This window comes from Psychrobacter immobilis, assembly GCF_904846235.1.
In the GTDB taxonomy this organism is placed as follows: domain Bacteria; phylum Pseudomonadota; class Gammaproteobacteria; order Pseudomonadales; family Moraxellaceae; genus Psychrobacter; species Psychrobacter immobilis_C.
In genome coordinates this window covers 1-14,672 of sequence record NZ_CAJGZN010000017.1, presented here as the reverse complement: position 1 = coordinate 14,672, position 14,672 = coordinate 1, and the positions used below count along the sequence as shown (strand labels likewise).

The window sequence follows — 14,672 nt, the reverse complement described above, 5'->3', positions numbered from 1 at the left end:
AAAGTTATGGGCACAGAAACAAATTCGGGGGCTAGTGCAGCAGAGTTAGAAGCTCTAGACAATGGCTTTATGGGACATCCTGCGCCCTTACGCTCATTGTTTTTTACCGAAATGTGGGAGCGGTTCTCCTATTATAGTATTCGTCCACTATTGGTTTTATTTATGGTGGCAACAGTGAGCAGTGGCGGTTTTGGCTTTAGTGAAGTCACCGCTTCTGCTATTTATGGTATTTTCGCTGGTTCGTTATACTTAGCAGCAGTACCAGGTGGCTGGTTAGCAGATAACTGGCTAGGTCAAGAGCGTGCGCTGTGGTGGGGTAGTATCATTATTGCCCTTGGTCACTTGTGTATCGCGCTTTCAGCGATGTTTGGTATGACGCTGTTCTTCGTTGGTTTAATCTGTATTGTCTTGGGCTCAGGGTTATTTAAGACCTGTATCTCAGTGATGGTTGGTGCCTTGTATCCTAAAGGCGACTCTCGCCGTGATGGCGGTTTCACCTTATTTTATATGGGGATCAATGTCGGTGCGTTATTAGCGGCACTTATCGTCGGCGTATTCAAAGAAAAAGGCATGTGGCATGTCGGCTTTGGCGTTGGTGGTTTGGGTATGTTGGTCTCATTACTGATTTATCGTTTTGTCGCGCAAAAGAACTTAACGCGTTATGCACGCGTCAAAGGTATTTCTGCTGAGTGGGAAAAATCTAACGACCATTACAAAAACATCGGTCGCTGGGTTGGTGGTTTCGTTGCGTTGCTAGTAGCCGCAGTGCTACTAGTGTCTACTGGCATGATATCGTTTAATCCTGAGATGGTTGCAGAGTATATGACGTACATCATTGCTGCGGTGGTTATCTTATATTTCGCTATTATGTTTATCTCACCGCGATTGGATAAGACGGACAAACTACGCTTATTAATTTGTTTTGTCTTAATCATTGGTTCGACGCTGTTCTGGTCAAGCTTTGAGCAGCAGCCAACGTCTTTTAACTTATTTGCCGATCGTTATACCGATCTAAATGTTTTAGGATTTGAGATACCAAGTATTTGGTTCCAGTCATTGAACCCACTATTTATTTTAATATTGGCACCTATCGTTAGTATTATTTGGGTCAAGCTTGGTAACCGCGGTCTTGAGCCTAGCAGTATGGCTAAGTTTGCACTCGGTATGCTACTGGCAGCTGCAGGTTTTGCCTTGATGATTTTTGCCTCAAAAAGCATTTTAGCGCCTGGTGCTGGCTTGGCATCGCCGCTATGGTTGGTAGGTAGTTTATTATTATTGACGCTAGGTGAGTTAGCATTAAGCCCAGTTGGGTTGTCTGCCATGACTAAGCTAGCGCCAGAGGGTATGCAAGGTCAAATGATGGGCCTGTTTTTTGCTTCTATCGCTATGGGTAACTTGGTTGCTGCTTTCTTTGGTGGGCACGTATCTGCTGATAAAATCGAAGGCTTACCAGGTCTATTTACTACCATGACCATCTTTTTGGTAGTTACCGCTGTACTATTATTGATACTAGCAAAACCTATCAATAAAATGCTTAAGGAAAGCGAGCATGAAAAACAACTGGCCAAGCAATAGGATAGTCTGATGTACATTTGTGATTAACAACAGCACAAGTGACATATGATGAGACGTGTTACCATTACTGGTAGCACGTTTTATTGTTTTAGTTGGTGAGATATTTGGCACAAGCCATTGAAAGCTTATTGTCTGCCCAAACATCTAATGATAGCTCACTATAAATAGCAGTACAGCGTTTTATAAGCCTATATTAATTCAATTTTATATTCTCAATAAGTAGAAGCAACTATCAAAGCAAACATAATTAGATAGCTAAATAAGTAGACTGTTTGCTTGAATAATTGCTATCAATAATAAATGTCTTATTAAAACTAAAGCGGTATCAACAACTCAAACAAGACGACTATTAGAACAAGACGATTGTAAATAATCGCTCCAACATCAAATTTTTATAACTTCTATAAGGACACATTCAATGAATAAACAAGCCATTCACGAACGTATTGCTAATTTACGTAGCACCTTAGCCGCGCAAGATCTCACCGCAATCATCGTACCGTCTGCTGATCCACATTTATCTGAATATCTACCAGAATACTGGCAAGCACGCTTATGGCTGTCAGGGTTTACCGGTTCTGTCGGCACGCTTGTTGTAACTGCTGATTTTGCAGGTCTATGGACGGATAGCCGTTATTGGGTACATGCTGCCGAACAGCTAGAAGGCACAGGTATTACTTTAGAAAAGCTTGCGCCAGGTCAGCCAAATCATATCGACTGGCTAGCCGACCATTTGCAAGAAGGGGATAGCGTAGCAGTAGATGGCAATGTGCTATCTATCGCTGAGCAAGATCGCCTGTTAAATGCTTTTGATGCCAATGACATTACTTTGATCACTGAGCGTGATGTGCTGACAGAGATTTGGACAGATCGCCCAGCACTACCGGCGGCCAAATTATATACTCATGATGAACAGTTCCTTGCTCAGTCTGCCCCCTCAAAACTTGCAGCAGTACGCGAAGGCATGGCAAAAGCAGGTGCGACCCATCATTTACTTTCAAGCTTAGACGACATCGCTTGGTTGACGAACTTGCGCGGTGCGGATGTTGATTATAATCCGGTATTCTTGTCACATATGTTGATTGACGCAGACAAAGCAACGTTGTTTGTTGATACTGATAAAGTAAGCGAAGATATTGCACAAAGTCTAAAAGACAGCGGTATCACACTGGCTGACTATTCTGCTGTGCAAGAGGCATTGAGCGCATTAACGCCAGACGATTTATTATTGTTAGATCCGAGCAAAGTCGCAGTAGGTACGCTTTCAAAAATGGCAGATGATGTTGGCTTCATTGAGCAAATGGCACCTAGCACATTACTCAAATCTGTAAAATCAGATGCAGATATCGATCATGTGCGTGAAGCGATGCGTCAAGATGGCGCTGCTTTGGCTGAGTTTTTTGCGACATTTGAACAGCGTCTAGCAAACGGCGAGCGTTTAAGTGAACTAGATGTTGATAGCATGCTGATAGACGTGCGCAGTCGTCAGCCGCATTATGTCTCGCCAAGCTTCCCAACCATCGCAGGCTTTAACGAAAATGGCGCATTGCCACATTACCGTGCAACGCCAGAAAAATTCAGCTACCTTGATGTGGCCGAGGGCGAAGGCGGATTGCTACTGATTGACTCAGGCGCACAATATCAGAATGGTACGACTGATATCACCCGCGTAGTTGGTATTGGACAAGTCACTGCTGAGCATAAACGCGACTTTACGATTGTGTTAAAAGCCCACATTGCGCTGGCTCGCGCTCATTTCCCTGATGGTATCGCCTCACCGTTGATTGATGCTATTTGCCGTGCGCCGTTGTGGCAAGCACAGATGGACTATGGTCATGGTACAGGTCATGGCGTTGGTTATTTCTTGAATGTACATGAAGGCCCACAAGTCATTGCCTATAGCGCTAGCACGCCAAAAGAGCGCGCGATGAAAGTCGGTATGATTTCTAGTAATGAGCCAGGTCTGTACCGCGAAGGCAAATGGGGTATTCGTATCGAGAACTTGGTAGTAAATACGCCAGTTGCTAAGCCTACTGAGACAGAGTTTGGTAATTTCTTAAACTTTGAGACCATCACTTACTGCCCAATTGACACGCGTCTGATTGAGCCGTCACTGTTGGACCAAACCGAGATTGATTGGCTAAATAACTATCATAGCCAAGTCTTCGCAGAGCTAAAAGATCGTGTTGAAGGTGCAGCGCTTGAATGGTTGACTGAACGTACTAAAGCCATTTAATCCCAAGCTTAAAGCATTAACTAAAAGTACTAAAAAGCCCCGTAAATTATTTACGGGGTTTTTTAGTGTGTGTTATCTAATAATTACTACTAAGCGACTGTTTCTAACTATACGTCTAACACTGAAAAATACGCACTGTTAGTGAATACTTTTCTTAGCAGCTTCATTATTAGTAGTTGAGTCATTCTGTTCGCTAAAGTGTTGGGTTACCTCAGCACGGAGCCAAGACTTTAGGTTTTCAGACATTAGCATCATTTGCTCACTTAGATAGTCATCGACCTGAGTTTCTAGCTCGCGGATTAGCTGTTGGTGTGTTGCATCTAGCTTCGCGTCTTTTAAGGCCAAATTAATCGCGGCACTGGCTTTATTATTAATATCTTTAATGTGGTTATCACTAAGCGTATGTGCCTGTTCGCTAATGGTTTTGTTATCAGTATTTTTACTATCGTTAGTATTGCCTTCAGTATTTTTTGCTTCTGATATCGCTTTTTCAGTCTTTGCACTAGAATTATCAGTAACAGCGATATCTGCCACGACTTTATCTGTGTTTGATTTAGCTACGTCGGTAGCAGCTATTTCTTTGTCGTTGTCTGCCTCTAACGCTGACTGTTCATTTTTCTCTTGCTCTTTTTGAGTCGCTTCTGCCTTGCGTGTGGCTTCTTTTTTCTTCTGCTCTTCTTCTAGCTTTTGTTTTGCAGCGGCCGCGTCTTCTAGATCTTGTTTGTCCGTGATTGCTTTAGCAATGGCTTGCTCTGCATTGTAATTGTCATATAGCTCGTCTACATGCGCATCTAAATCATGGGTGTTAAAAGTGAAGTCTTCAAATGAGGTATCAGATTGCAGTAGAGTAGTAATATCTTTTAGTTCTTGGGTAATCGCTGCGCGTACTGGCTCAGGTGCACACGTCCAGCGTTGATAAAACTGATGGGAAAATGAGTAGCTTGACATGGTATCTTCCATAAATGTTCCAAAAATTACCCCTTATCATACGCAAGTACGATAAGGGGCTGCAAGTGGACAAACGTAGCAAATCTGACACCAACGTTACAACGCACTCATTACCATGCGCTGCGCTGTAGATGGATGGCTGTTATTGATTGACAGGCCAGCGAGCAAATACCAATGAGCCATTGGTACCACCAAAGCCAAAGCTGTTGGATACTGCATACTGCAGGTTATCAACTTTGCGTGATTGATTAGCCACATAATCAAGGTTACAGTTGTCTTCGATATCATCTAGATTGATCGTAGGCGGCACATGCTGATGCTGTAGCGCTAGTACTGTAAAGATGGCTTCAACTCCGCCAGCGGCACCAAGTAAGTGACCGGTCATCGATTTGGTTGAGCTAACTAAGATGCTGTCTTTTACAGGAGAAAAAACAGTTTCGATAGCAATAGACTCAGCAACATCACCAGCAGGGGTACTAGTGCCATGAGCGTTGACATAACCGACGCTTGATGACTCGATACCAGCATCGTTTAGCGCATTTTGCATCGCTCTTGCCGCACCGCTACCGTCTTCTGGTGGCGCAGTAATATGACTGGCGTCATCACTCATACCAAACCCGACTAACTCTGCTAATATCGTTGCACCGCGCGCTTTGGCATGGGCAAGGCTTTCTAATACCACCACGCCAGCACCATCACCAAGGACGAACCCATCACGACCTTTATCAAACGGACGTGAAGCTTTAGTTGGCTCATCGTTGCGCGTAGAGAGTGCATGCATCGCACTAAAGCCAGCTATACCAAGTGGGCTAGAGCCTTTTTCACTACCGCCTGCTAGCATAACATCAGCATCACCATAAGCGATCAAACGAGCAGCAAGACCCATAGCATGAGTCGCCGTGGTACAAGCCGTTGATGTCGCAAGGTTCGGGCCTTTTAACTTATGCTTAATCGCTACCAGTCCAGCGGCCATATTGACGATAGAGCCTGGGATAATAAAAGGTGAGACTTTGCCTGCGCCTTTTTCGTGTAAGGTATCACGGCTGTTTTCAATCGTTTGAATACCGCCAATACCTGAACCTAAAATAATACCAAAGCGATCTTGGTCAACACCTTGTACAGGCGCATCAGCAGCACTGACTTCCTCGATAAAACCAGCGTGCTTTAGGGCCATTGCCGAAGCGGCAACCCCATAATGCATGAACTCATCATAGCGACGCGCATCTTTGGCATTCATATATTGCTTGGCATCAAAGTCTTTGATCACGCCTGCGATTTGCGCACGGTAGCCGGTGGCATCGAAATGCGTAATCGGTGAAATACCACTCTCGCCATTGAGCAATTTGGTCCATGAGCTATCGACGTCTAGACCGAGCGGCGTAATGGCGCCCATACCTGTGACTACCACACGCGTATCATCAGAACGCTCGTAGTGAGGTGGTTTTTGACGCGATTTATGTACAGGTGCTGCAGTCATATTATTTGTGTCATCAGTGGTGGCTTGGTCGATAGGTGAACTACTATTCTGGCTCATGCGATATATCCTATACTTACAGGTCCTAAGAGGATGGCGTTTCAAAAGTCATTATAAAACACATAAGTGCACGTATGTAAACTAAAATTTAACTGGTCAGGCAAAACATACTTGACCCAATACCACGCCTTTATTTGCACCAGTCACCGCTGGTAAATTACCAGTTTCACCCATCAATGTTTGTCTGGCTAACCATGCAAAAGCAACGGCCTCGACCCATGTTGGTGCAAGCCCTAAATGTTCAGTGGTTTTTACTGTGCAATGGGGTAGGTGTGCTTGCAAGCGTGTCATTAAATAGTCATTCAATGCGCCGCCACCGCAAACATAAACCGAGCTGTTTTTTGAATGATTGATAAACATGTTGATTTGTGTACTGGCACTGATAGCCGTTAGCTCAGTTAAGGTAGCTTGCACATCGGCTGCTGAGTAACTGATATTAGCATTGGCTTGCTCAAAAGCCTGTAGCTCACCCTGCAGCCAAGTTAAGTTAAAATCCTCACGACCTGTACTTTTTGGATGAGATTGAGCAAAAAATGGATGTGCCAAAAGTTGCTGTAATAATAACTCAATGATGGTGCCAGACTGCGCCCAATCGCCACCTGCGTCATAGCTATTATCAGTATGCAAAGATATCCATGCATCCAATAATAAGTTGGCAGGACCCGTATCGTAACCAACAACTTGATCTTTTTCATTGGCTGGCAAGACCGTTATATTGGCAATACCACCTAAGTTTAATAGCACACGGGTACTATCAGGCGTAGCAAATAATGCCTGATGAAACGCAGGTACTAAAGGCGCGCCTTGACCACCAACCGCCATGTCACGACGTCGGAAATCATTGACCACGCTGATGCCTGTGCGCTCAGCGATAATATTGGCATCGACCAATTGCAACGTGAAACCCATCTGCGGGCGATGGCGTACGGTTTGTCCGTGACAGCCAATCGCTAGCACTGACTCAGGATCGGTATTTGATTGCTGCAATAGCGTATTGACCACTTCGCTCGCGAACTCAGCGTACGCGCGACTTGCCCAGCCGAACCAATCCAACTCACTGCTTGGTTCATCGGCCTCTGGTACGAGTTGATTCACGCCATTCGGCTGACATAATGCCAATAGTACTTCACGCAGACGTGGCGGAAAATCTTGGCTATAGGTTGCAAGCAGTCGCAACGGCGGTTGAGTGTTATCTTCGTTGCTTATCTCAGGATTAAACTGACAAAGAACCGCATCCATACCATCCAAACTGGTGCCAGACATCATGCCGACATATAAGCCATCATCGAAGCTTTCAAACACCGTTTGCTCAAGGGCATCGGTCAACGTGGCATAGTTCGAATTATCAAAGGTCAAATCATCAATATCTTCTGAACTATTATCCAAACCATTATTCATAAGCAAGTCTGCGAGGGCATTATGGTCAGTATCAGCAATCGATGCGGGGTTGGTCATGGCAATTTACCTTAAAAAACGCTAGTATATCCGTCAAATTCTAGCATTTTTTCCAACCTTTTGAGGTTCTAAACTTCCTAAGGTGTTGAGCCAGTAACCGTCATTCATAAAAATCCCAATTAAAGTGATATATAGAGAGCATCATGACCAATCAAACTTACACCCTAGAAGAACAACTGGCCCTTATTCAGCGTGGTACGCAAGAGATATTGTCTGAAGATGACTTAGTGGCTAAGCTAAAGCTCAATCGTCCACTACGTATCAAGGCTGGCTTTGATCCTACCGCCCCTGATCTGCATTTAGGTCACACAGTATTGATCAATAAGCTTAAGCATTTTCAAGATTTGGGTCATGAGATTTATTTTCTAATCGGTGACTATACCGCCAAGATTGGTGACCCTTCTGGTAAAAACAGCACGCGTCCACCGTTGACTGATGAGCAAATCAAAGCCAACGCCACGACTTATGCTGAACAAGTATTCAAAATCTTGGACAAAGAAAAGACTCGCGTGGTCTTTAACTCTGAGTGGTTCAATGACATGAGCGCTGCTGACATGATTCAGCTTGCCAGTCAGCAAACCGTCTCGCGTATGCTAGAGCGTGATGACTTTTCAAAACGCTATGCATCACAAACGCCCATCTCAATCCATGAGTTTCTTTATCCGCTAGTACAAGGCTACGATTCTATTGCGCTTAAAGCAGACGTTGAGCTTGGCGGTACCGATCAGACCTTTAACTTGCTAATGGGTCGCACGTTGCAAGGACGCTATGGCCAAGAGCCGCAAGTTTGTATCACTGTGCCAATCTTAGAAGGGCTAGATGGTGTCAATAAAATGTCCAAATCACTGGGCAACTATGTCGCTATCTATGATGCACCAGGCACCATGTATCAAAAAATCCTGTCGATGCCGGACACACTTATCCATCGTTACTTTGAGTTTTTAAGCTTTAAGCCAATGGAAGAAGTGGAAGCTTTATTGGCGGAGATGAAAGAGGGTCGTAACCCACAAGAAATCAAACGTATCCTTGCCGAAGAATTAATCGAGCGCTTCCATGATGCTGATGCCGCTGCTAATGCGCACAAATCTGCTGGTAACGTCTTAGCAGATGGCGAGCTACCAGTTGACTTGCCAGAAATTATGTTAGATATAGAAGGGCAAGATGCGTTATTTATCACTCAGATCTTGAACCAAGCTAAGCTCGCTAAAAACAACTCAGCTGCCAAAGACATGGTAAAACGTGGCGCGGTAAAAGTAGATGGCGAAGTCGTTGATGGTGGTTTTAGTCTAACCTCAGGTCAAACGGTCGTGATTCAAGCAGGCAAAAAGGCTTATGCGAAAGTGACGGTTGGTTAGATAATCTACAAAAATAATTAAGAGTGAGGTCGGCAGTAATTGTCGACCTTTTTTATGAAGCGATAATTAGCAGCCATTTTTATTTTAATATTAGGAGTTTGCTATGACTAAAACCATCCCCCAAGGCATTTACCGCCACTATAAAGGCAGCTTGTATCAAGTATTGCATACAGCGCAGCATTCAGAAACCGAAGAATCGCTAGTGGTATATCGTTGTCTGTATGGTGAATATGGCGTGTGGGCACGTCCGCTTGCGATGTTTGCTGAAACGGTTACGGTCGATGGTAAGGAAATTCTGCGATTCGAATTGATTAAGCCATTAAATGATTAATACTTAGCCACTAATTTAGATTGAATTTAGCGCATAAAAAACGACCCGTTGAGGTCGTTTTTTTTGTGCATTATTAAACACCCATCATTAAGCGTTCAGAAACTCTTTCAATACTTTATAAAAACTAACAGGTGCATCCATCGGCACGGCATGGCCTGATGTCGGCAAAATAATACTGTGCGCATTGGGCAGCAGAGTGATCAAACGCTGTTGCCACTCTGCACTATATAACTGCGAGCGCGCACCAATCAGCAAAGTAGTCGGAATATTGACAGTGGGCAAAACCTCGCGGTAATCGTAGGGCAATGCAACATAAGCTGATAGGCAGCGCAGTTTATGTTGCCAAGTCGCGTGTTCCATTAATGAGATTTTGTGCGGTGCCCGATAACTGAGGGCTTTTACCAATAATTGCGAAGGTTTGCTGCTGACAGAGAGTAGAGAAAAAGAGCGTTCCATGTCTAACAAATTCACTTTTAATCGATAGGGCAGGTGACGGAAGTCAACCACTTGTTCGGCTTGTAGATAAGGGGCAGTGTCAGTAATCAACCGTGTAAATTGCGCAAACAATTCGGTTTGTCGTGTACCGAATACACCGCCACCTTGCCAGTCTGGCTGATTATGAATAATCGGTGCTTGATCAATATTCAGATAGTGACTCACGCGCTGAGTACCAAAGCGCTGAAAATATGCCCACATGACTAATGCACCCATCGATATCGCGGCAACAGGAAAAGCCTCAAAGCCGGTCTCTTTGCTCACGTATTCAAACACATCTTGGGTATCTTGTGCATATTGCTCAATAAAATCAAACGTTGGCAACGTTTGATGACTGGCCAAACCAAAACCTCTAAAATGAGGCAAGTAAAAGCAGTAGTGCTGAATTAGCGGTAAAATAAATGGTAGAAATTGCCGCGCATCCATACCAAAAGCGTGCATTAATAGGACAGGTTTACCTTTGCCGATGACAGAGACGGGCAGCAACGTTCCATCAGCTGTTTGGACAGTAATGGTCTTTAGCTGGTAAGGAGTAGGAAAGGGTATGAGGTCTTTTTTCATAGAGTGATATCTCTTTGATTTTTCAAGCTGTCTCGGTCAATTTAGCTAAGAAAGTATTGCGGTAGAGTACACCGCTACAAAATAGTTATACCGAGAATAAAAGACTGCTATATTAAAGCTGTCACCTGACAATAGCATAGAATTTGGCTGGCGGTAAAAGTCAACAGTGATACTATACCAGTGCTATATAGGGGCTGAAAATGATTGTTGAGGATACAAGTGCATGAGTAGATCAACATTGCCATTACTCGATAGTAGCCTATATCCACAAGTATGGCAGCAGCAGATATTTACCAGTCCGAAGGCGCTTTTGCTGTCGATGTTGTCTGCTACTTTGAGTAGGAAGGTAACAATTGATGCCAGTGCTTTCACCAAACAGTTATTGGCAGATGATGTTTATCAAGAATGGATTAATACCACAGTATTTGGGCGTTATTTGCATCGTAACTTCACCGCATTTTATCAGCAGCAAGAAGACAGTTTTAATACAGATATGCCCGCATTGTTCCGACAAGAATTAGTACGCCATGCGCAGTATTTACCATTAGGTCAAGTATTGTTTTTTGCAGGAGATATGTCCAAAAGTGTACGACAGACTAAGATGTTAACCACGACGGTGAATCCGGCAACGACAATAATAAATACTCAGAAAATGTCTCATAATCTGGCACAAAATCTGACCGTGAATACGTCAAGGTTAATCATTAATCAGATAACCATCACTGGTAAGCAAGTATTGGGGTTTGCCATACGTCATAATAAGCGCACTAGTGAACGTCTGCGTAACGAAGTGCTGATTTTGGACTTTCAGGATTTGCGTTTGGTCAATGAGCAAGCTATTGAAGACATAAAAAAAAGCAATATAGATGACTCTATATTGCTTCGATCGTATGAGATACGCTAACAGGTTCGGTGTTAATAAGTAATATATCGATAATCAACATTGATACTAAAACTAGCCGACCAGCTAATATTAATTTTGCTTGGCAATCGTCAGTCCATTATAGGTCTGGGCGACTGGCATTACTTCTAAACGGTTGACGTTAATATGAGCAGGTGATTCGATTAGCCATAACAAAATATCGCCGATATCTTCACCTGTCATGGTTTTAAAGCCATCATACACCTTGGCCGCTTTGTCATCGTCGCCATGATAGCGCACGTTTGAAAACTCAGTACCAGCCACATTACCAGGTTCAAGATTGGTCACACGCACTTGGGTACCAATCAGATCTGCTCGCAAGTTTAAGCTGAACTGTTTTACAAACGCTTTAGTTGCGCCGTAAACGTTACCACCAAAGTAAGGCCAGCTACCAGCAATCGAACCGACATTGATGACATAGCCACTGTCACGCTCAACCATCGCTGGCAAGATCGCATGGGTCAACGCCATCAAGCCTTTAATGTTGGTATCAGTCATACGCATCCAGTCATCTAGACTGGCCTTGTGAGCAGGCTCTGTACCCAGTGCCAATCCTGCATTATTGACCAAGACATCGATTTGTTTAAAATCATCAGGCAAGTCAGCAATGATTTGCGGAATAGAAGCTGTATCACTTACATCCATAACCACGGGTAAAAAAGCCTCACCTAAAGTTTCTGCCAAAGCATTCAGTTTATCAAGGCGTCTGGCGCAACCAATCACGCGATGGCCGTTAGCAACCAAACGTTCTGCCAACGCTTTACCAAAACCCGCGCTCGCTCCTGTAATCAATACGTTCATGATCTATCCTTATTATTGATGTTGTCTGCTATTGCCATAATTTTGATGACGGCTTTATTTACCCTAATGAGACTTATCTATTCGATAACTGCTTACCAAAAATCTTGTCGCCCGCATCACCCAAACCTGGAATGATATAACCATGTTCATCCAAATGACTGTCTAGCGCAGCGGTATAAATGGTCACGTCAGGGTGCGCTTCATTCACCAAACGTACGCCTTCAGGAGCAGCCACGAGTACTAATGCTTTGATATTGGTACAGCCATTTTTCTTGAGCATCTCGATGGTCGCTACCATCGAGCCACCTGTGGCTAGCATTGGGTCAATAATCAGCGCAGGACGTTTGTCCATGTGGCTGACGAACTTTTCAAAGAACGGTACTGGCTGTAACGTTTCTTCATCACGTTGTAGACCGACCACAGAAATCTTAGCGGTAGGGATTAGATCGAGCACACCATCAAGCATGCCAATACCTGCGCGCAAAATCGGTACGATCGTCGCCGTCTTACCGATGATTTGCTCACCAGTAATTTCGCCACACCAGCCTTCCATTGGAAAAGTTTCAATTTCAAAATCACGGCTCGCTTCATAAGCCATCAAGCGCGCAAGCTCTTTGGTCAATGTACGAAATTTATAAGTACTACAGTCTTTTTCGCGCATAAGGCTGAGTTTATGACGGACTAGTGGATGATCGATTACCGTAATTTTTAAATCGCTGTTTAAGTCACTCATAAGTACTCTCTTGGTTTCTTGTCTGATGCTTGCGCAGTTACTGCGGTTGCTATTAGTATAAAAGATACAAACACTTACCGCACTTTAACCATATCTTTAGCTCATAAATAGTAAAGTTAAATCCTTCACAATCAAGCCAATTAACTACTTTACGACAGTGCTCATTTATCGCAATGACAATATTTGCGTTCACAGCTGCCATCAAAGCCTAAGCAATTCAGGCCAAGTAAAAAGATATCGCGCTATTTAAGTCAACTGATTGAACCGACTAAGTTTGGCTATATAGCGTGATTATAAGTGAGGTAGTGTTCAGACTTGCTATGATACCAAAAAAACCGCTTTTCTGATGAAGAATATCATGACTATAAAAACACCAAGCACTCAAAAAACCACTGATACTGAATCGAAATTGTCTAATGACAAAGCCACAGAGCTCGAAACCCATCCTTTTGAGCCTGTCTTACCACCCAATGCAACGGTCATGATGATGGGTACGTTTCCACCGACTGCTGATAAATGGGCGATGAGCTTTCATTATCCTAATTTTTATAATGATATGTGGCGGATATATGGTCGAGTGTTTTTTGACGATGCTGACTACTTTAGAGTAGGCGATGAAAAACGCTTTGACCCTGAGCGCATTCGAGATTTTATGTTTGAACGTGGCATTGCTTCTTGCCCGACAGTAAAGCAAGCCATCCGTGAGACGGGTAATGCTTCAGATAAAAATCTAACGGTAGTCACACCTGTTGATCTAGATGTTATCTTGCCGCAAGTGCCAAAGGTAGCGACATTGTTTACGACAGGAGGCAAGGCGACCGAAGTACTACTTGGGTTATTAGACGAGCCAATTGCCAAATCAAAGCATCCAAAAACCAATCAAAGTATGGATTATCCTTATCAATGGCAGAGTACAGACGACCAGAAAGCTGATGTGAATAATCTAACCTTATGCAGATTGCCGTCAACCTCACGTGCCTATCCGCTATCGTTGGATAAGAAAGTAGCGGCGTATAAAGCGTTTTTCGAAAAAATGGGTAAGTTGTAAAGTGCAACTAGAGAAATGATTGCTTCAATAGAAGACAAGGCTTAGAGAGAGTAAAAAGTGTTTATCTAGCAAAGCTAAACGTTTTTGATGTTAGAAAGTATAGTAAATAGCACATCTATAACTAGTCTCTAAACATATTGAAATTAGTTGAACTATAACCTATTGAAAAAGTTGGTAATTTATTCATATCCTAAAATAAGATTAAAAACATTAATAAAACGGGTTGACACAAAAGTTAAAGCGTCTATAATACGCACCTCATCAAGACAAGCTGGAAGTAGCTAGTGTGTAGATTACACATTAATAACCCAGTTAACTTGTTGAAACAAATTAAAAAAAGAAGTTGACAGACTATTAAAACATGATATGATGGTCAGCTCGCTAAATAGGATAAGCCACATTGGCTGACTTGTTTAGTTTGAAATACTAGCACTGGACGACAGTGTCAGACATTATTTAAAAGCATAACTAAAGAACAACTTGTGTGGATTTTTGCTGATTCAGAATGCTAAAAAATAAAGTTGACTATCTTTTCTTTTCGGGAAGATTATTAACTATAAAAATTATCATTTAAGACAGCAGAAAAACTCAAAGTTAATTCATTACGAACATAATTTTTAGCGATTTTGCCAGATTAGATGAGCCAAGTTTAGAAGCTTCTTTAAAGAGCTTCATAGC

At 43.2% G+C, this 14,672-nt stretch carries 12 protein-coding genes; 6 read left to right on the top strand and 6 right to left on the bottom strand.

Translation table 11 applies throughout. The annotated features are described in order from the left end of the window. The first annotated feature begins 6 nt into the window (after positions 1-6). Both JMX07_RS11175 and JMX07_RS11170 read left to right on the top strand, forming a co-directional pair. Positions 7-1,575, top strand: a complete 1,569-nt coding sequence (locus JMX07_RS11175; RefSeq protein WP_201607986.1) for a peptide MFS transporter — start codon at positions 7-9, stop codon at positions 1,573-1,575. Between the two features lie 418 nt (positions 1,576-1,993). Then, entirely contained in the window at positions 1,994-3,811 is a 1,818-nt protein-coding gene (locus tag JMX07_RS11170; protein WP_201607985.1) for an aminopeptidase P family protein, read from the top strand. A 138-nt stretch (positions 3,812-3,949) separates the two neighbouring features. Here JMX07_RS11170 and JMX07_RS11165 read toward each other — a convergent pair whose 3' ends face one another. The 3 genes from JMX07_RS11165 to JMX07_RS11155 all read right to left on the bottom strand — a co-directional run bounded on the left by JMX07_RS11165 (position 3,950) and on the right by JMX07_RS11155 (position 7,691). Beyond that, positions 3,950-4,771 (bottom strand): hypothetical protein, encoded by an 822-nt coding sequence (locus JMX07_RS11165; RefSeq protein WP_201607984.1) that lies wholly within the window; start codon positions 4,769-4,771, stop codon positions 3,950-3,952. 130 nt (positions 4,772-4,901) lie between these two features. Continuing rightward, complete coding sequence (gene fabF / locus JMX07_RS11160) at positions 4,902-6,236, bottom strand: beta-ketoacyl-ACP synthase II (RefSeq protein ID WP_201608036.1); 1,335 nt, start codon at positions 6,234-6,236, stop codon at positions 4,902-4,904. A 153-nt stretch (positions 6,237-6,389) separates the two neighbouring features. Further along, complete coding sequence (locus JMX07_RS11155) at positions 6,390-7,691, bottom strand: anhydro-N-acetylmuramic acid kinase (RefSeq protein ID WP_413786681.1); 1,302 nt, start codon at positions 7,689-7,691, stop codon at positions 6,390-6,392. A 200-nt stretch (positions 7,692-7,891) separates the two neighbouring features. Between JMX07_RS11155 and tyrS the strand changes: the two genes are divergently transcribed. Both tyrS and JMX07_RS11145 read left to right on the top strand, forming a co-directional pair. Continuing rightward, positions 7,892-9,103 (top strand): tyrosine--tRNA ligase, encoded by a 1,212-nt coding sequence (tyrS, locus tag JMX07_RS11150; protein ID WP_201607982.1) that lies wholly within the window; start codon positions 7,892-7,894, stop codon positions 9,101-9,103. Positions 9,104-9,206: 103 nt separating this feature from the next. Further along, positions 9,207-9,434, top strand: coding sequence for a DUF1653 domain-containing protein (locus tag JMX07_RS11145; protein WP_101204922.1), 228 nt, complete (start codon positions 9,207-9,209; stop codon positions 9,432-9,434). A gap of 87 nt (positions 9,435-9,521) precedes the next feature. Here the strand turns inward: JMX07_RS11145 and JMX07_RS11140 are convergent, their stop codons facing one another. Next, positions 9,522-10,490 (bottom strand): alpha/beta fold hydrolase, encoded by a 969-nt coding sequence (locus JMX07_RS11140; protein WP_201607981.1) that lies wholly within the window; start codon positions 10,488-10,490, stop codon positions 9,522-9,524. Positions 10,491-10,713: 223 nt separating this feature from the next. Between JMX07_RS11140 and JMX07_RS11135 the strand changes: the two genes are divergently transcribed. Continuing rightward, positions 10,714-11,394 carry a hypothetical protein gene (locus JMX07_RS11135; protein ID WP_201607979.1) on the top strand — a complete coding sequence of 227 codons (681 nt, stop codon included), beginning with the start codon at positions 10,714-10,716 and terminating at the stop codon, positions 11,392-11,394. Between the two features lie 69 nt (positions 11,395-11,463). Here JMX07_RS11135 and JMX07_RS11130 read toward each other — a convergent pair whose 3' ends face one another. Beyond that, on the bottom strand, positions 11,464-12,213 hold the full coding sequence (locus tag JMX07_RS11130) for an SDR family NAD(P)-dependent oxidoreductase (RefSeq protein WP_201607977.1): 750 nt from the start codon (positions 12,211-12,213) through the stop codon (positions 11,464-11,466). A gap of 73 nt (positions 12,214-12,286) precedes the next feature. Further along, positions 12,287-12,946, bottom strand: a complete 660-nt coding sequence (upp, locus tag JMX07_RS11125; RefSeq protein WP_057761878.1) for a uracil phosphoribosyltransferase — start codon at positions 12,944-12,946, stop codon at positions 12,287-12,289. A 358-nt stretch (positions 12,947-13,304) separates the two neighbouring features. Here upp and JMX07_RS11120 point away from each other — a divergent pair, with 358 nt between their 5' ends. Next, entirely contained in the window at positions 13,305-13,994 is a 690-nt protein-coding gene (locus JMX07_RS11120) for a DNA glycosylase (protein ID WP_227684799.1), read from the top strand. The last annotated feature ends 678 nt before the right edge of the window (positions 13,995-14,672 follow it).

Coding starts and splice junctions, on each gene's coding strand:
- JMX07_RS11175 (WP_201607986.1), top strand. CDS start 7: ATGGGCACAGAAACAAATTCGGGGGCTAGTGCAGCAGAGTTAGAAGCT.
- JMX07_RS11170 (WP_201607985.1), top strand. CDS start 1,994: ATGAATAAACAAGCCATTCACGAACGTATTGCTAATTTACGTAGCACC.
- JMX07_RS11165 (WP_201607984.1), bottom strand. CDS start 4,771: ATGGAAGATACCATGTCAAGCTACTCATTTTCCCATCAGTTTTATCAA.
- fabF (WP_201608036.1), bottom strand. CDS start 6,236: ATGACTGCAGCACCTGTACATAAATCGCGTCAAAAACCACCTCACTAC.
- JMX07_RS11155 (WP_413786681.1), bottom strand. CDS start 7,691: ATGAATAATGGTTTGGATAATAGTTCAGAAGATATTGATGATTTGACC.
- tyrS (WP_201607982.1), top strand. CDS start 7,892: ATGACCAATCAAACTTACACCCTAGAAGAACAACTGGCCCTTATTCAG.
- JMX07_RS11145 (WP_101204922.1), top strand. CDS start 9,207: ATGACTAAAACCATCCCCCAAGGCATTTACCGCCACTATAAAGGCAGC.
- JMX07_RS11140 (WP_201607981.1), bottom strand. CDS start 10,490: ATGAAAAAAGACCTCATACCCTTTCCTACTCCTTACCAGCTAAAGACC.
- JMX07_RS11135 (WP_201607979.1), top strand. CDS start 10,714: ATGAGTAGATCAACATTGCCATTACTCGATAGTAGCCTATATCCACAA.
- JMX07_RS11130 (WP_201607977.1), bottom strand. CDS start 12,213: ATGAACGTATTGATTACAGGAGCGAGCGCGGGTTTTGGTAAAGCGTTG.
- upp (WP_057761878.1), bottom strand. CDS start 12,946: ATGAGTGACTTAAACAGCGATTTAAAAATTACGGTAATCGATCATCCA.
- JMX07_RS11120 (WP_227684799.1), top strand. CDS start 13,305: ATGACTATAAAAACACCAAGCACTCAAAAAACCACTGATACTGAATCG.